Origin of the sequence: uncultured Algoriphagus sp., from assembly GCF_963974835.1 — a bacterium.
GTDB lineage: Bacteria > Bacteroidota > Bacteroidia > Cytophagales > Cyclobacteriaceae > Algoriphagus.
Genome location: NZ_CAXBET010000008.1, coordinates 22,261 through 40,012, shown reverse-complemented (window position 1 = coordinate 40,012; position 17,752 = coordinate 22,261). Strand labels below are relative to the sequence as shown.

The 17,752-nt window shown below is 42.3% G+C and carries 10 protein-coding genes; 6 read left to right on the top strand and 4 right to left on the bottom strand.

Features of this window, described 5'->3' with window-relative positions; genetic code table 11:
* Window positions 1-34: 34 nt before the first annotated feature.
* From AACZ73_RS15255 to AACZ73_RS15230, 6 genes are all read left to right on the top strand, one after another.
* Window positions 35-1,846, top strand: a complete 1,812-nt coding sequence (locus tag AACZ73_RS15255) for a carboxypeptidase-like regulatory domain-containing protein (protein WP_339879154.1) — start codon at window positions 35-37, stop codon at window positions 1,844-1,846.
* A gap of 31 nt (window positions 1,847-1,877) precedes the next feature.
* The gene (locus tag AACZ73_RS15250) at window positions 1,878-3,308 is read left to right on the top strand and encodes a glycoside hydrolase family 76 protein (protein ID WP_339879152.1); all 1,431 of its coding nucleotides are present in this window, start codon (window positions 1,878-1,880) and stop codon (window positions 3,306-3,308) included.
* Between the two features lie 97 nt (window positions 3,309-3,405).
* Window positions 3,406-6,636: a TonB-dependent receptor gene (locus tag AACZ73_RS15245; protein WP_339879150.1), complete on the top strand. Its 3,231-nt coding sequence runs from the start codon at window positions 3,406-3,408 to the stop codon at window positions 6,634-6,636.
* A 132-nt stretch (window positions 6,637-6,768) separates the two neighbouring features.
* Window positions 6,769-8,826 carry a RagB/SusD family nutrient uptake outer membrane protein gene (locus AACZ73_RS15240; RefSeq protein ID WP_339879148.1) on the top strand — a complete coding sequence of 686 codons (2,058 nt, stop codon included), beginning with the start codon at window positions 6,769-6,771 and terminating at the stop codon, window positions 8,824-8,826.
* A gap of 30 nt (window positions 8,827-8,856) precedes the next feature.
* Window positions 8,857-9,669 carry a DUF3823 domain-containing protein gene (locus AACZ73_RS15235; protein ID WP_339879146.1) on the top strand — a complete coding sequence of 271 codons (813 nt, stop codon included), beginning with the start codon at window positions 8,857-8,859 and terminating at the stop codon, window positions 9,667-9,669.
* 72 nt (window positions 9,670-9,741) lie between these two features.
* Window positions 9,742-11,946, top strand: a complete 2,205-nt coding sequence (locus AACZ73_RS15230) for a hypothetical protein (protein WP_339879144.1) — start codon at window positions 9,742-9,744, stop codon at window positions 11,944-11,946.
* Window positions 11,947-11,967: 21 nt separating this feature from the next.
* On the opposite strand, the gene AACZ73_RS15225 is transcribed toward AACZ73_RS15230, so the two are convergent.
* The 4 genes from AACZ73_RS15225 to AACZ73_RS15210 form a co-directional block, all read right to left on the bottom strand.
* Window positions 11,968-14,487 (bottom strand): DNA-binding transcriptional activator, encoded by a 2,520-nt coding sequence (locus AACZ73_RS15225; RefSeq protein WP_339879142.1) that lies wholly within the window; start codon window positions 14,485-14,487, stop codon window positions 11,968-11,970.
* 373 nt (window positions 14,488-14,860) lie between these two features.
* The gene (locus tag AACZ73_RS15220; protein WP_339879140.1) at window positions 14,861-15,628 is read right to left on the bottom strand and encodes a LytTR family DNA-binding domain-containing protein; all 768 of its coding nucleotides are present in this window, start codon (window positions 15,626-15,628) and stop codon (window positions 14,861-14,863) included.
* Between the two features lie 10 nt (window positions 15,629-15,638).
* Entirely contained in the window at window positions 15,639-16,688 is a 1,050-nt protein-coding gene (locus tag AACZ73_RS15215) for a histidine kinase (protein WP_339879139.1), read from the bottom strand.
* Window positions 16,685-17,710, bottom strand: a complete 1,026-nt coding sequence (locus AACZ73_RS15210; protein WP_339879138.1) for a histidine kinase — start codon at window positions 17,708-17,710, stop codon at window positions 16,685-16,687. Before AACZ73_RS15210 ends, AACZ73_RS15215 begins: the two co-directional genes overlap by 4 nt.
* Window positions 17,711-17,752: the final 42 nt, after the last annotated feature.

The window sequence follows — 17,752 nt, the reverse complement described above, 5'->3', positions numbered from 1 at the left end:
TGGTATTTCAATTTAACCCATAATATCCTAACAGATGAGTAAAAAATTACGAGCGATAATTTACTTCGCCTTGTTGAGTACGTTTGTAGTATTCACATTCTCCTGTGTCGAAGAAGATGAGCCAAACGCCGAACCGCGAGGCACTATCACCGGTACAGTTACTGATAGCGAAGGTCAGCCTATTTCTGATGTAAATGTCCTGCTGGCAGGAATAGGAGAGGAAGAGATTTCTGTCACTACGGGAAGTGACGGGAAATATATTTTTGAAAATGTCACGTTGAAAACACGTGCAGTGAAATTTTCCAAAGCGGGTTGGCTAGCGGTCAGCCTGACCGTAAATCCTGATAAATTCAATAGTGAAAATATTGCCACAGCGGATGTCTCTTTGGTTTTTGCTTCCGCAAAGATCTCAGGGATCATAAAGGACGGCAAGAATGGTGATGCTCCGCTGGAAGGAGTGACCGTCAGCGTGGGAGTAGCCGGCACAGTGACCACAGGAAGCGATGGTGTATACATGCTCGAAAATCTGATTGTGGATGAATACACTGTCACCTTTACCAAAGCAAATTATGAGACGGTTACCAAAAATGTCAGTGAAGCTGATTTTGTGGATGGTGTCGCAGCACTTGACATCGTCATGGGAAGCAGTGAAATATTGCGGGGATTGACCTATGCAGATCTGCTGACAGCCGAAAAGTGGTATTACAATGAATATCGCGGAGGCAGGAATGCCGATGCTTATCCACGATGGGACTGGGCTTGTAATTATATGTCTGCGCTAGATTTCAGAGGCGCATGGCAGGAGCAGAATGAAGGTACTACCCTTCAAATCAGAAATAATGAAGCGGATCGCAGCAACCCTGCTGACCTCAATGTATTCGATTCCTATGTCTATGGAAGTAAACTGATCACGGAGGACAATAAGATCTTGTCTTTGAGAGTCAGCACGCATAATGCAGACGAAGCTAACCCTGCTTATTTCGGTGTTCAGATAGTGGATATGTCCGATGCCCAGCCTACTGCGGTGAAGATAGGCGAAAATAGAACCTATGCATCCGGAAGCTATGGAGACATAGAATTTGATTTAAGTGAATATGTAGGCAAAGAGGTAATTGTTGCAGTGGGTATCTACAGACAATCCACAGGTGATTATTGGAAGCAGTTGGTGCTTCGAGCGATCCGCTTTGCTGACCGAAAAGTGGAAAATTGGGATTGGCTACCTGGAACTGAAGTAGTAGAAGGCTGGAAACTGACTCAGGAAACTGTACGCTCCACTATGCCACATACCAAGAAGTCCTTTACAGGAATTAGCCCGGTAAGTGGAAACAGGGACAATTATGTGGATGCTTACCGCGCATGGAGAACAGTGGATCACGTGGCTGCTGAATGGTTCTTTGTCCCGCTGAAAAAAGATCCTGAGGTTTTTCCTTCTGAAGGCTATCTAATCAAGACCCGCAATACACCGGAAACTAGTACTCAAGTTCCTGAAGCCTATCTCTATTCGAAGTTTTCTATCAGCGCCGGAAGCAACCAGCTGACATTGAGCACCCGCAATTTCGGAGACAATTTTACCTACTTCAAACTTACTTCAATAGAAGACGACGGTACCGTGACCCATCTGGATCCACAGTCCAACACAGCAGATGAGGCTAGTGCAGCAGAAGAGGGAGTTTGGGAATTCAAGCACGGAGACGGAGGAGCAGGCAATCCTGAGGGTTACGCATCTTTCGTGTATGACCTTGCCCAGTTCAATGGTAAGGATGTAACTCTTTCCCTAGGAGTGTACAACGTGGAAGCCAATTCAGGGGAGAATAAACTGGTCATCCACAGGATTGATATGAACTAATACAATGAATCTTAACATGATACAAAATCGAATGATGATTACAATTTGGAGTTTGTGTATGCTGCTGTTTACGGCATGCACCGATAACTCGACTGACACCGACCCGACCGTCCCTCCAGTGGAGGTGAACGTTTCAGAGCAGAATCTTACGAGAGCGATGGAGCTAACTGATAAAGCTATTACTGCCCATTTTACAGGAACCGGAATGGCCATGGCCAGGTATTACAATCCCTACACGGGAGTTAGGTCCGATGAGACCGGTAGTGTGTGGATGTACACCTCTGCGATAGAAGCCGTGAATGCAATTCTTCAGGGTCTGCAGGTACAGAAGGATAATGGAAATACTGCAATTTATGATCAAAACTTTAATCGTTATGCTGAACTTCTCGGGCAGCTATACGACAATGTTGACTACTACCAAGGGACATTTGAACTGGTATCCTATACCCAGACAAAGGAATGGTCTATTTATGGAGTGAACCGTGGAAATGCCAAAGGAACAGCTAAAGTTGAAGGAATTGAGAATGTTTACGATGACCAAATGTGGCTTGTCCGTGAATTGCTTGAATCTTATAAAGTAACGGGAGAGGACGCCTATTTGGAAAAAGCAGAATACCTGACTGCTTATGTATTGGATGGATGGGATAGCACCCGGAATCCGGATGGAACTGAGCGAGGCGGTATTCCTTGGGGTCCTGGATATGTGACTAAGCATGCTTGTAGCAACGGTCCTATGGTAAGTCCATTGGTGTGGTTGCATGAAATTTACAAGGATAAAAGTGACGAGATCACCTACCGATATATCAATGCTGACGATCAGGAAACCCGGGAGACCACGTCAGTAAAGAAAAGCGCCTATTATGCGGATTTCGCGAAGAAAGTGTACGATTGGCAGCAAGATAATTTGCTTCGTTCGGATGGAGTTTATGATGATATGAGAGGTGGATGTTCTCCGGGAAATCCTCAAACAGAAACCATAGACGGGACAGTTTACCGCAAAGGAATCAATTGTCAGGATCGGGTAGGACCTGCAATTTCCTACAATACCGGCACCATGTTATCCGGAGCAGCGGATCTGTATAGAATGACAGGAGATGGTGCTTACCTGCAGGATGCACAAAAATTGTCCGACGACAGCTTTAATCATTTCGCAAAACTGGGACAGAATCAACCAGAGCTTTATTCCTACGATATCAGCGGATTTAATAACTGGTTCAACGGAGTCTTGATGCGTGGCTATGTCGATGTGGAGCCAGCCTACGGTACTGCCGCAGATTACATTGATACATTCCAAGAGAACCTCGATTATGGATATGAAAACTTCCTTTACGAAGGATTTCTACCTACCAACTTACTGGTAGGATGGAGTCTGACTCCTAATAATAACCGGACAGAGGGGATGTTCAACTTTGCGTTTGCAGCAGAATATGCCGTTTTATCACGGTACGAGCTTGCAAAATGATTTCGGTTTCCGGCTTCCTATTGAATTGGGAGCCGGGATTTTTACATGTTGCTACTGCCTCTGTGAGGCGACGATAAACCAAAATAGCCCAAAACATATGCAAAAGATATATAAGCATTTTTGCAGAGCATTGATCAACACTTCCCTATTGGGAGTGGGTTTACAATGCTTTGTATTTACACCTGTTTTTGCTTCAGATCTTACCACAAATAAGTATTCGATAGAGAAGCTTGGAACGCAGGAAAAAGATAGAATTGTCACTGGAACAGTGACCTTCTCCGAAGACGGTACCCCCATGCCTGGAGTAAATGTTTTACTTAAGGGAACAGTGGTAGGAACTACATCGGACATTGATGGAAAGTACCGATTGACTGTTCCCGATGAAAATGCCGTGTTGACATTTTCATTTATAGGATATGAAACCCAGGAGATAGTCGTAGGTGCTCAATCCATAATAGAGGTGTCCATGGTGCCAGACACCCAGCAATTAGGGGAGGTTGTGGTCGTAGGATACGGTATGCAGGAAAAAGTCTCAGTTACAGGTTCGGTAGCCAATATAAAAGGTGACGAGATGCTACGCACCAAAAACGAAAACCCTCAAAACATGCTCACAGGACGGGTAGCGGGGGTTCGGGTATGGCAGAAAAGTGCGGAGCCCGGTACTTTTAACGCCAGTCTGGACATTCGGGGATTAGGATCGCCTTTGATAGTAATCGATGGTATACAGCGTACCATGGCGGATTTTCAGCGCCTGAATCCTACGGATATTGATGAATTGTCGGTATTGAAAGATGCCTCGGCTGCCATATACGGAGCTCGTGCGGCAAATGGTGTAGTACTGATTACTACCAAGAAAGGAAGTCAGACTGGAAAAGCAACCGTCACCTATAACGGATCTTATACATTACAAAGTCCTTCAGGATTTCCTGAGCTTTCGGATCCTTACCAGACCATGACTCTCTATAACGAGATGGCCATGAATAATATCAATGGTGGAAATCTCATTTATGGGCCTGATGATTTCGAAGCTTTTCAGACAGGACGACGCCGGACCACAGACTGGAATTCATTACTGATTAATGAATATGCGCCACAAAGCCAACATGACATCAGCATTACCGGTGGGACTGAAAAAACGCAATACTACATAGCTGGTGGCTATATGTATCAGGAAGGATTTTTTAAATCAGGCGATATGAACTACAGCAAAGTCAACCTGAGATCAAACATCACTACTGAGATTGCAAAAGGATTAAAGTTCAACCTGAATCTGAGCGGAGTAGCCGATCAGCGAAATTCTCCTTATTCCAGTGCAGTGGATATCATTCGTAACTACTGGAGACAAGGAGTTCTTTTTCCGGCTTATGCAGATCCTGAAAATACCATGTTGAATTACGAAGGATTGGACCTGGAGCAAAACACGGTAGCTATGATGAGATCTGATGTGTCTGGATATAGAAGGTACAAGCAAAAATACTTTCAGTCATCTGCCTCGCTGGAATATGATATAGGAACTCTCACTCATGTGTTGGAAGGATTGTCTGCAAAGGGCTTGGTCAGCTATGATTATAGAGGTGACGATAATGATATTTATCGAAGGGAATATTATCAATACATGTATGATCCGGTGACGGATACGTATTTGTCAAAACTCTATAACAACAGTTCCCCAAATCAGATCAGACGGGAGCTGTATAGCAAGCAGCAGTTTTTAGGACAGTTTCTACTTAATTACAAACGGACGTTTGGCACAAAGCACGATGTCTCCGGACTATTAGGCTTTGAAACCCAAAACCGTAAAGGAGATAATTTTTATGCACAGCGGGATCTGGCATTTGCCATGGAATACCTAGCTGGAGGTATGAATGAAAATCAACAGGGAGGAATGCAGGGGGGATCTGGTGACTTGTATGAAATAGCCAACTCAGCCATGTTTGGTAGAGTGAATTATGGCTACAATGACCGATACATCGCTGAGGTCCAATTCAGATATGACGGCTCATCGAAATTTGTCAAAACAAACCGTTGGGGATGGTTCCCTTCAGCTTCTGTAGGCTGGCGTCTGTCTGAAGAGCCATTTTTCAATTCTATTTCAGCATTATCCTTTATTGACCAACTTAAATTCAGAGCCAGCTACGGGATGACGGCCGATGATGGATCACTGGCTTATGACTGGTATCCTGGGTATATCTATCCGGCTACCAGTGGCAATGCACAGCAGGGATATTACAATCAATATGCACCGGGATATATCCTCAATGGTGAGTTTGTATATGGTGCTTCAGTAGTAGTTCCTAATGAAAATATCACCTGGTGGACAGCCAAGACTTTTAATATAGGATTGGACTTTGAAGCTTGGAGAGGCAAGTTCGGATTCTCTGTAGATTATTTCGACCGTCGTAGAGATGGTCTGTTTTCTACACGTTCAGGAGATGTCCCATCTGTGGTGGGCACCGGAGCACCTAGAGAGAATACAAACAGTGACCGCCAATTTGGGATAGATCTGGAACTTTCTCACCGCAATACGATCGGGCAGTTGTCTTACGGATTAAAGGGAATTGCCACTATTACACGTAGGCAGCATTTGGTTGCAGCGGAAAAAGGACCTTACGGTAATTCTTATGACCAATGGAGAAATGACAACCTGACTAACCGTTACCAAGGCGTACAGTTTGGATACGAATCAGCAGGAAGGTATACCGATTGGGAGGATATCTGGTCTTATGATATTTACAAAGACCGGGGAATTCTTCCTGGGGATTATAAATACCAGGACTGGAACGGGGATGGTGAAATAAATGGATTAGACGAACATCCATTTGCTTACGACCAAACGCCTTGGTTAAACTTCAGTATGGCGCTGGATGCCAACTATAAGAATTTTGATATGAGCGTATTGTTCCAAGGTTCAGCATTGGGCTCCATGCAATACCAAGAGCCACTTTACTCTATCTGGGGTAGCAATGGAGGGGGAGCTTTGGAACAGTATCAGGACCGTTGGCATCCTGTGGATCCTACAGCAGATCCATACGATCCGGAAACTCAGTGGATAGGTGGCTATTATGGGTACACAGGAAATTATCCGTTTGGAAACTCTGATTTTAACCGTGTGAGCACTAATTATTTACGTCTCAAGAGCATTGAAGTAGGATATACTCTCAAGCCTTTCAATAGACCTACAACCAACATTAGGTTCTTCGCCAATGCATATAACCTGCTGACTTTCACAGGTGTGAAGTTTGTAGATCCTGAGCACCCAGGTGATGAGCTTGGACGCATGTATCCACTTACCAAAACCTATACGGTCGGTGTAACTGCATCTTTTTGAGAATAGATAATTCAGACTTTGAAAAATTAATTGATTGATACAAGAAATCTAGGACGCCAAAATCCAAGCAAAGCGAGATGATTTTGATGATTATGCGATTTCACGTAGCCATTGATAAAAAATTATAATCATATGAAAATAAGAATCATACTATTGGTATTCAGCTTACTGTACATATCCAGTTGTACAGATCTGGATGTACCACCACCGAATGTCATCGGCGATGAGACGCTGATGACGAGTGAATCCGGCATGGATGTATACATAGCTGGCATGTACAGCAAGATGCCTTTTGAAGATTTCAAGTACATGGCGCAGTGGGGAGTGGAATATAACTCCTGGCTAGGTTCACTAGGAATTGAAGGTACAGGTGAGGCTGTAAACAGGGATGGAATCAGTTCTGCCTTTACAGGCGAGCGAACTCCTTATTGGGGGATGGCTTTTGGTTTGCTTCGTGAAGCTAATTACCTCCTGGAGAAATTACCTGAATATGCAGATGCATTTCCTGAAGTAACTTATAACCATTACTTAGGCGAGGCATATTTTGTGCGAGCTTTTGTATTTTCAGCTATGGCAAGACGCTTTGGCGGCGTGCCTTTGGTGACAAGTGTACTGCGATATCCTTCAGACGAGGCTGAACTGGAAATTCCCCGTTCTACCGAAGAAGAGACTTGGGATCAGGTATTGGCGGATTACAATCAAGCAATAGAGTTACTTCAACCAGTAAGTCCTAAGCCTGGCTATTCTAATAAAAACGTTGCACTTTCTTTCAAATCAGAGGCTATGCTCTATGCGGGAAGCGTTGCTAAATACAATGAAACTGTCCCAGGCCGCCTTACTGGTACCGGGCTGAAGACAGGCGTTCGTGTAATAGGATTTTCTGAAGCTACTGCTCAGGAAGCATCCGCCAGATATTTTAAAGAAGCTTATGCTGCTGCCAACGAAGTAATCAACAGCGGTCAATACTCGCTTTACAAGAGAAAATGGGCAGCTAACGATCCTCAGGCACAGTACCAAAACATGGTGGATATGTTCAGTGATGCGACCAGTCCTGAAAACATCTACGTAAAGCAATACGATTTTCCAGTGGCCACTCATGGCTATGATGCTTATAGCGCGCCATTTATTTTCAAAGCTCCATTAGCTTCAGGTACTTGTCCTACACTTGATTTTCTCGAGTTGTTTGAAGGTTTTGATCGATATCCGGATGGTACCATTAAAGTAACAACAGGTTCTACCAATACAGATGGGGATTATTTGATGTATGATACCCCTATGGATTTCTTTGAAAATGCAGAGCCGCGTCTTCGTGCCTATGTGATTTTTCCAGGTGATATGTTCAAAAATCAGGAAATCGAAATCCGAGCTGGAGTATATACCGGACCTGAGCCGATTGATCCTTTGTTCAATGATTACAGTTATGCTACAGCAGAAACTCGCTATCAGCAACTTCCAATTTATACCCAAGCGCCTAAAAATCTTTTTCTAAGTGCGCGAGAGGGTGGTAGTCAGGAACTGGTTTCGTTTCAGGGTGAACAGATCACTGCTGCAGGAGCCAATGGACCTTTCTTTAACAATGGGGAAAGTACCCTTACAGGACTGTATGGCCGTAAGTGGCTGAACCCTGATCCTTCTTTCGAAGCTGGAGAAGGAAGATCTTCCCAGCATTTCATATTGATGAGATATGCGGACGTGTTGCTTAATGCTGCTGAAGCCGCAGTGGAATTGGCGCTCGCTGGGCAGCCTTCTCCTGATGGCTCTGATATGCTACAGGTAGCTACCGCTGGCATCAATGATATCCGTGAGAGAGCAGGAGCGACCTTACTTACTGGAATGATTACGCCGGATTTGGAAGGAAGAAATACAGTAAGGAAAGAACGTAGAAAAGAGCTTGCGCTAGAGCATAAGACCAAATGGGATTTGCGCAGATGGAGAGTGCAACACTACGAAGAGCGAGATGGGTTTTGGGGTGAAACCAGGGATAAGGAAGATTTCAGTATGAATTCCCGCTACCGTTTCAGAGGACTCTATCCATTCTTGTCTACCGAAAGCGGCAAATACTTCTTTGATGCACGATTTCAATGGGTAAGTCTGAAGACTTTCGAATACAATATTATCGACTACTATTTCGCTATCCCAGGCGGGGAAGTATCGAAGAGCGCGGTGATCGATCAGCAACCCAACCGATAAGCCCATATCAATAACCTAGAATACCAGAAAATGAAAAAGATAACATACCTAATACTATTCGCACTGATTTCACTCAGTTCTTGCAGTATGTTCGAAATGGATAATTACGATCTTCCTGCGGAAACTCTACAAGGCGAAGTAGTGGATAGAGAAACCGGAGAACCTGTGCTTACAGATCAGGGGAGCGAGGGAATACGTGTACGACTGACCGAACTGAGCTGGAGTGACAATGCAACTCCAAACCCGGATTTCTTTTGCATGCCCGATGGGACTTTCCAGAATACCAAACTGTTTTCAGGAACATATAATGTACGAATTGATGGACCATTTATTCCTCTCATAAGGGAGGATGATCGAGGTGTGCCGCTTGCGGACGAAACCCAGACTATGGACATCGAAGGGGTTTCGAATGTCAGATTTGAAGTCCAACCATTTTTGAGAGTGGAATGGGTCAAAGATCCTGAAGTCGTCAACGGGAAAGTTAGGGCTCAAGTGCGGGTAACACGTGGTGTTTCTGAAGATGAGTTTCGGTCTAAAATCGAACCTATGGGTGGTTACAGCAATAGCTTTCAGAATGTCACTGATATCCAGTTGTTCGTAAGCTACTCTTCTACTGTGGGCTACCGGGCACGTGACGAGAGATGGTCCAGCCAATTGGAATTTTCAGGAACTTCTTTCAATTCAATGCTTGGTGAAACCATTACTATAGAATCCAACGGTACGATTCCAGAGGGAAGAATGGTCTTCGTGAGAGCGGCTGCAAGAATTAACTTTGACACACCTAGAGGTAGCGGAACAAGACGTTGGAATTACAATGAACCACGTCAAGTACTGGTTTACTGACTATATTAACTAAAAAGCCATCCCGTGAGTGGGATGGCTTTTTAAGCTTTACCCTCTTTCCATTCAATTCCTATGAGACAAAATTTCTTCCTATATCTGATTCCAATTTTTTTAATTCAAGGCTGTGCCCAACTTCCTCAAAAAGAAAGTACTCCAGAGAAAGGGCCAAGCGAAAAAACAGCTTTCCAGACTTCAAATCCTTGGAAGCCTGTGACAGATGTCAGGGCAGACGTAGCGATTGTGTACAGTGTAAAAGATCATCACGGTAAAGCCGATATGAGCTTTGAGCAGCGGGTGCAAACTTGGAGAGATAAAGGATATACCACGCATTTCATGAGTGGAATTGCATGGGGAGAATACCAAGACTATTTCACTGGGGAATGGGATGGTGAATGGCATCTTGACGAAGGGCAGGTCACACAACAGGGTGACACACTTTGGCATGGACGTATGGTTCCTTATATCGTTCCCTCGATGAATTTTATCGAATACATGAAGGAAAAGGTAATCAAGCGTGTGATAGATACGGGAATCGATGCCATCTATCTGGAAGAACCGGAGTTCTGGGCTAAAGCTGGATATAGCGAGGCATTTAAAAGGGAGTGGAAAGAATATTACGGTTTTGATTGGAGACCACAGCATGAGTCAGCAGAAAACACCTACCTAGCCAACAAACTCAAGTATCATCTCTACTACCGTGCGGTGGAGGAGTGTTTTTCTTATGCGAAGGAATATGGAAAAAGCAAGGGCATGGATGTACGTTGCTACATTCCCACTCATTCCTTGGTGAATTATTCCCAATGGATGATCGTAAGTCCTGAGGCAAGTCTTGCTTCACTGCCGAGTGTGGATGGATACATTGCGCAGGTATGGACCGGAACTTCCCGGGAACCTAATTTTTACAACGGACAGGAAAAAGAGCGGGTATTTGAAACAGCTTTTTTGGAATACGGTTCCATGGAATCCATGACAGCGCCTACGGGAAGAAAGGTCTTTTTCTTGACTGATCCGATAGAAGACTGGCCTCGTGATTGGGCGGATTACAAAAAGAACTATCAGGCGACTTTTGCTGCACAGATGCTTTATCCCATGGTAGCTGACTACGAGGTGATGCCATGGCCGGACCGGATTTATGAGGGTTTATATAGAACAAGTGCTGACAGTGAAGAGAAAGCACAGATTCCCAGATTTTATTCTACCCAAATGCAGGTAATGATCAACACGCTTAATGATATGCCTCTTTCTGACAACAGAGTTAGCGGTTCGCAGGGTATTGGAATTCTAATGTCCAATTCCCTCATGTTTCAGCGTTTTCCCACTCATCAGGGGTATGATGATCCCCAGTTGTCAAATTTTTACGGGCAGGCTTTGCCTTTGTTGAAAAGAGGAGTTCCTGTCAAGACAGTACACATAGAAAACGTCTCGGTTCTTAAGACTTGGGAGGATGTGAAGATTCTTGTTATGTCTTATTCCAATATGAAGCCGATGGAGGAGCAAGCTCATGGCTACATTGCGGAGTGGGTGAAAAAAGGTGGGATTTTAGTCTATAGTGGTAGAGATGAAGATCCCTTTCAAACGGTACAGGAATGGTGGAATACCAACGGAAATAATTTCAAAGCTCCATCTGAGCATTTGTTTGGAAAGTTAGGGTTAAAAGCACCATTTGAGGCCGGAGAATATACTGTAGGAAGGGGCAAAGTAGTTATCCTGCGCAACGATCCAAAAGAGTTTGTTTTAACGGAAGGCAATGATTTGGAATACGTCAGCACCATAAAAAAGATGTATGATTCGGATTCTAGATCCGAAGATCTGGAGTTTAAAAATCACTTTTCGCTCACAAGAGGACCATACGAGATTATCTCCGTAGTGAATGAGAATGAAGACCAGTCCGCATATACAGTTAAGGGTAAGTATATAGATTTATTTGATCCTGAGATTCCGGTATTGGATGAAAAAAAGGTGAATCCTGGAGAGCAGGCGTTTCTGTACAATATACAAAGTGTCCAAAACGCTAAAACTCCGCAGGTTTTGGCAGCAGCAGCAAGAATCTACGAAGAGAAGTATAGTGATACTGAATATTCTTTCCTAGCCAAAAGCCCAAAAAATACCACCAATGTAATGAGAATTCTACTTCCTGAAAAGGCTGAGAAAATTGAAATCACCGATCAACAGGGTAAAGCTTTACTAGCAGAAACATCCTGGGATGAGTCAAGTAAAACTTACTTTCTAAGTTTTGAAAATTATCCGGATGGAGTTAAGGTAAAACTGAGCTGGTAATTTGATTAATTCTCAAGCGGTCTAAGATGTCAAGCTGGAAATCGAATGATGAAATTCCTTGCCTGTAACTCTCCTGTATTCTATCATAAAAGTCCTGAATGCAATAGTAGCCTCTTCATTCATTTTAAGTTTTATCATAGCTTTAATCTGAAATGCCAAAGCTGTCTCATGTAATGGATCGATATGAAACAGTGCTTCAGCAAGCAAAATAGTGGTCTGGTACGACTCCAAGGCAAAGCTCTTTTCAATTTCCACTAGTAAGACAGGTTCCAGCTTGGTCTCTGCCTCTTCCTTGAACGAATCGAACAAAGGATCATCAGACAGGTACAGGAATTTTCCTTGTGATACAATTTGCGCAAACTCATTTCTATGTTCTGCCATTTCGTGCGAGGAAATGATCTGCAGGCATCTCACATAGTCACAATATGCTTCATCATGAAGAATGAATTTATAATGCCCTTTTTCATGCACAAGCTCTATTCCTTCCAGCTCACTGAGTGTTTTGCGAAGGTTATTGATAGTTACTCCTCGTGAGTTTTTGACTTTGTCCGCAGGCTTATCCGGCCACAATAAATAGCTGAGATGCTGCGAGGAAATACCTTCTTCTGAAATGCTATATTGAAGAATGAGACAAAAAACCTGCTTCAGCTGTGTGCTAAACATATAGGTGATATCTCTGTTTTTACTGTCACGAGCCGTAAAATTCCCAAATAGCTGAATGGAGTTGGGTCTTGTTTTATGTTCCGTTTTTGGGATTCTGACAATCTCTTCAGCTTCTTCTACATTTCTCTCTAATTCTGGTGTTACCGGCTTAAGTTTTTTGTACAAAAAGAAACCTATTCCTAATACTCCTACACTGACCAGAAGCACTATGAAAGGGGTTTTGCTACTTTGCTTATCCGGGAAATTTGATAATTCTTCTTTGGTGATGGCTGGAAATGCCAAGGAATAAATTTTCAATTCGGAGGAAATATCATCTTCAAATTCCTGAACTAAAGCATATAGATTATTAAGACCTTTGTCAAAATAGAGGTTGGCATTTGTGGTTATTTTGTCTGATCGGATCGGAATGGAATCTCCAAGTATTTCATAACTGCCATCTTTCAGGGAAAAGCGGTATAATCTTAATGAGGATTCGGAGAAATGTTCAGGATAGCAGAGGGTATATAAACTGGAATCGTTCACCAGCACCATCCCTCTTACTGGAACTACGTTGTCATTTTCCCAAGGAATTTCCCAAAGTTTGGTAACTCTCTTCGAGTTCAAATCAACCTGATACAGATCGTAATAATATTGTCTTCCGACAGATTGCTCCCCAGACTCATTTCCCATACCGCCCAGGATATAGAGGCTGTTGTTCTCCGCCTGATACCCCAATGATGAAAAATAGCGGGGAGAAATAAAATCACCTTGGTATTCTTCTTTTGCACTCCAGGTTTTTTGATTCAAATCGAATGCAAAAAAGTTCTTGCTATACCTCATGTTTCCAAAACCTCCGAAAATAGTATATGTCGAGTCAGAGTAATCTAAGTAAGAGCCATGGTGGTGAAGTTGAGTAGGGAGTTGCTCATAGCTTTCTTCCGACCACTCATAAGAATCAAGATCAAGACTAGCTATCGTTGGCCCATCATAAGGTGTGTCATAATATACTTCATAGGTATATAGCTTGTTTTGCAGGGTGTCGACGAAGTTAGTTCCCAAGATCAGATCGACGGGATTTTTCTCTTCGAATACCCTTACTTGAGTTTCGCCTGATCTGACATGGTATGTCCAGATTGAATCTTTGTTGTAGTAGTATATTTCCTTTTTTTGAGGATTGTAGTTCGCTCCAGCGACGGACTTGGATTTCAGGGATGTTTGATGTTTCCAGTGGTAGGAATAATTTTTCAGCCAGTCTGGATTGGTGACATTTCCAATAGCATTACCGTCTGCGTCATGGACGATATTTCCTTCATTTTCATATAGAGGAAAGCTGTAGGTTTCGTCACCGATTACCGATAGGTTTTTGATTGCAAAGGAAGGGACATCTATGATATGATCACTTTTTCCGAACAGAATAACTGGACTATAAGTGTCTGCAAGATTCTGATTTTCAGCAGTAAATACCTCGTTGTTAATAGAGAGTGAAATAGAGTCTCCAATTAAATCAAAAGAGATTTTCATGTTGAACCACTGCATGTTGAGCAATTTGTCCCTGCTCATATTAGCGACAATCAGGTTGCTTCTGCCTTCTTCGTTAAATTTAAAAACTAGATTGTCGCCCTGACCATCGTAGAATAAATTGAAAATTCTTCCGTTTGACCTGTTTTTGATTCTTAGAATATAACCTATTTCTGTCACTGGACTGAGAGATAGACTGAAGTCCACATCGAATCGATCCGGGAATTCTACCTCATGATCCCCAAAAATATCATAGGAAGTACGTTGATTTATAGCCTGCTCACTTCCATGGAATTTCAATCCACCGGATAATGAAGTCTGCAGAATAATAAAACCTAGTACAAAAGAAAATAGGAAATGGATTTTAGTAATTACGGGCATTAGCGATAGTAATAAAGCAAACTCCCAGAGGGGTTATTCATTTATGGGTTTATAGTATTTACAGGTCAGAACACCAGTAATTGCAATATTAGGAGATTCTTTCCTTTCTGACACATTGGAATGAAAATCAATCTTGGACCTGAAGTTTGATCTCAACACATTATGCGTTAGTTCTTCAAAGTAAAACAAAGAAAGATCATTACAACCTTCCTACTGTCTAATTTAATAGAGAAGATTATATTAATTAGTTTTCATGGAAAGATCTCCGCATTTAAAATACAGGAGGTTAACTATCAACAAACCATAATTAGTTGTTGGAAAAATTTAGGCTACTAAGTAATAGATGGTCAACAATTTATCAGACTTACTGAGATCAGGAATCGCCAGCTCCACCCAGCCATTCTTTGAATTTATTTACCCGATCCCGGCTTACGATGATTTCTTCTTTAAATGGGATTTTTGGATTGATTTTGAGTCTGCTGTTGGAGTACACCAACACATCTTTGATCGCATTTAGGTGAATCATGAAACTACGGTTGACCCGGAAAAAAAATATAGGGTCCAACATCTCTTCTAAGGATTCCATTTTATAATCGGTGATGAAGCGTTTTCCATCCTCCAGAATCAGATAGGTATTTCTGCCTTCCGTATTGAAAAGTTGTATGGAAGCTGTGGGAATGGAATGGATGTGTTCTCCAATTTTCACCATAAACCGTTCTTTGTAGGTGGGCTTTTTAAAATACTGCCACAGCTGGTTATTCTGATTTTGGTTCAATGTTTTTCCGCTCAGTTGCTGGAATTTGTCCAGTGCTGCTTCGAAGGCAGAATAGCGTATAGGCTTTACCAAATAGTCAATTCCATTTGCCTGAAATGCCTCCAATGCATATTGACTATGGGCCGTGATGAAAATTACCGGTTTGAAAAAAGAAACCTGATCCAATGCCTGAAAAGACAAGCCATCTTCCAGCTGTACATCCACCAAAAGCAAATCAGCTTCTTCGCCATATGTTCTCAGAAGAGGAACAGCTTCCGCTATCGAGGAAGCAACTCCCAGAATAATAGAATCTGGCTTATACTTTTGCAAAAAGTGGCTTAATTTATCAATTGCGGGGAGTTCGTCTTCAATAAGAATTACTTTCATTGCATGCGTTTTATACTGGAGACTGGACTTTAAATGGACGCTCCAAAGGAATATAAATAGAAAATATACAGAGGTCTTGCCAGTGCAAACTGTTATTTAGCCAGCCATATTGTGATTTGATCACCCTCAGCGTGTCTATTAGTAAATCGCTTTTGATCAAGGAAAAATTGGACTCAAACTTAATGATGATTTCATTTTCTGCAACTTCTAAGCTGAATGGCAGAGGCAATGAGTCTGATGAAAGTTGTGAATAGGCGATGGCTTCCAAAATTTTTGTCAAAGTGCGCGGTACAATTAGCAAATCGTTGCCTTCAGGTAGTATGCTTAAACTGATGTTTTTACCTACAAACTGTTTAAAAAAACTCTGTGTGCACTGCATAGCTTGAAGCTCTTCCTCAAGCGGAACTAATTCTTCCTGGTTTTTCAGGGAATGTCTGTATATATCCGCTAATAACAGAATTCCCTCATCTGCCATTATCAAATTCTTTTCCTTGATTTTGATCACTATGGATTCAAGCCCTACCAAAAGAAATTCGGGATTGATCATGTAGTGAAAAAGATCTTTGTTTTTATCCAACAGCTCTTTTTCTCCCTTTTCCAGTTCCAGCTCTTTCTGGAATTTGTTGTGGATAAAATAATAACCGGCATAATGTCCCTGATACATCAGCGAAACAAAGAGGTAAAGCCCATTGAAAATCTGTAATTCTGTGGAATAGACCAAGGGGTCGGTCATGTTTTCAAACCAGGAGAAGTAGGAGATAAGCATCCCGCTGGTCAAGACTAAGCTTCCTGTGATAGTGAAAATAACTAATCGTATTACCTGTTTTTTAAATTCAGAAGATGAGGTCAGTTTTGACTCTAGCAAATTGATCAGAAGCCTGTTGCCTTCCAGAATCAAATAGCTGCATACTATACAGAAAATGAGTTCACGGGTGAAAAAATCCTGTAGAGCAGTCCCGACCGTATCGAAAGCAAGAAGGACACATAAGTATACCAATGCCCCCACTCCCAACGGAAGTAGCAATCTAGTCAGAGGATTATATGTAAGAACTTTGGTCATTTATGGCTACTTGGAAAAATAAAAGGCAAATTCACAAAGAAACAGGCCTGGGATTCCTGGATTGAAATCTGCTGCTTACCATATAGTTTGTAGCGGCTTTTCAGATTGGTAAGTCCTATTCCGATAGAAGGTATTTGCTCCGGCTTACGGGTGATAGTATTATTAACCACTACCTTATCCAGATCTGCAGTGATGGTGATTTTTAGCGGACTTTCCTGAGTGGCTACATTATGCTTAAGTGCATTTTCTACGAGTAGCTGAATAGCTAATGCAGGAAGTTGATATTGAAGAGCTTCCGGTTTGATGCGCTTTTCCAGGATCACTTTGTCTCCATATCGCACATTCATCAAGTGCATGTAATTCTCTACGATCATCAGTTCCTGCTCCAAAGAATTCAATGGCTGTATTCCGTTTTTTATCAGATGCTTGAAGTTATAAGCCAATTTCCGGATAAAACTCTCCGCCTGATCAGGATTAGTTGCGATCAGATTAGAAGCTGTATTAAGTGAATTAAAGAGAAAATGCGGGGTCAATTGGGAGCGGAGCAGTTTGTATTGCAGCTCTTCTTTGCTTCGTTCGTTTCGTAAGTGTTGGATGGTATTTTTTGAAAATTGTGCATAGGCTATCCAGGAATAATTAATCCAGACGATTAAAATAGATATTATGAGACCCACGATACTACCTTTCAAGGTCAACCCTTTTCCGATTCCTAAGTCATTTTCACCTAATCCGTAGGTCATCAGGCTTTCCAACAAATAGGAATAAAAGCCAAGTATTCCCCAGGTCAGTAGGAACAGTAAAATATACAAGCTCTCGTTTCCCTGCTCCCATGAAGGATTTTTTTTCACAGCTGTACTGCCAAAATGTATCCCCAATCCTGCAGCTAAACTAATCAGAAGAACAGCTCCCTGATATAAGGGAACTGTTATTAGCCAATCGATCAAACCGCCATTGTATAATAGATATAGGCCTAAACTTAGAATTAATAGCAATGAGAGAAATACCGAAAGTGCTCTTGACATACTATGCTGCTAGATTCTGACTACAAAATTTACCGAATCTTT

Excerpts from the sequence above, each read along its gene's own strand:
- AACZ73_RS15255 (WP_339879154.1), top strand. The coding sequence starts at position 35 with ATGAGTAAAAAATTACGAGCGATAATTTACTTCGCCTTGTTGAGTACG.
- AACZ73_RS15250 (WP_339879152.1), top strand. The coding sequence starts at position 1,878 with ATGATGATTACAATTTGGAGTTTGTGTATGCTGCTGTTTACGGCATGC.
- AACZ73_RS15245 (WP_339879150.1), top strand. The coding sequence starts at position 3,406 with ATGCAAAAGATATATAAGCATTTTTGCAGAGCATTGATCAACACTTCC.
- AACZ73_RS15240 (WP_339879148.1), top strand. The coding sequence starts at position 6,769 with ATGAAAATAAGAATCATACTATTGGTATTCAGCTTACTGTACATATCC.
- AACZ73_RS15235 (WP_339879146.1), top strand. The coding sequence starts at position 8,857 with ATGAAAAAGATAACATACCTAATACTATTCGCACTGATTTCACTCAGT.
- AACZ73_RS15230 (WP_339879144.1), top strand. The coding sequence starts at position 9,742 with ATGAGACAAAATTTCTTCCTATATCTGATTCCAATTTTTTTAATTCAA.
- AACZ73_RS15225 (WP_339879142.1), bottom strand. The coding sequence starts at position 14,487 with ATGCCCGTAATTACTAAAATCCATTTCCTATTTTCTTTTGTACTAGGT.
- AACZ73_RS15220 (WP_339879140.1), bottom strand. The coding sequence starts at position 15,628 with ATGAAAGTAATTCTTATTGAAGACGAACTCCCCGCAATTGATAAATTA.
- AACZ73_RS15215 (WP_339879139.1), bottom strand. The coding sequence starts at position 16,688 with ATGACCAAAGTTCTTACATATAATCCTCTGACTAGATTGCTACTTCCG.
- AACZ73_RS15210 (WP_339879138.1), bottom strand. The coding sequence starts at position 17,710 with ATGTCAAGAGCACTTTCGGTATTTCTCTCATTGCTATTAATTCTAAGT.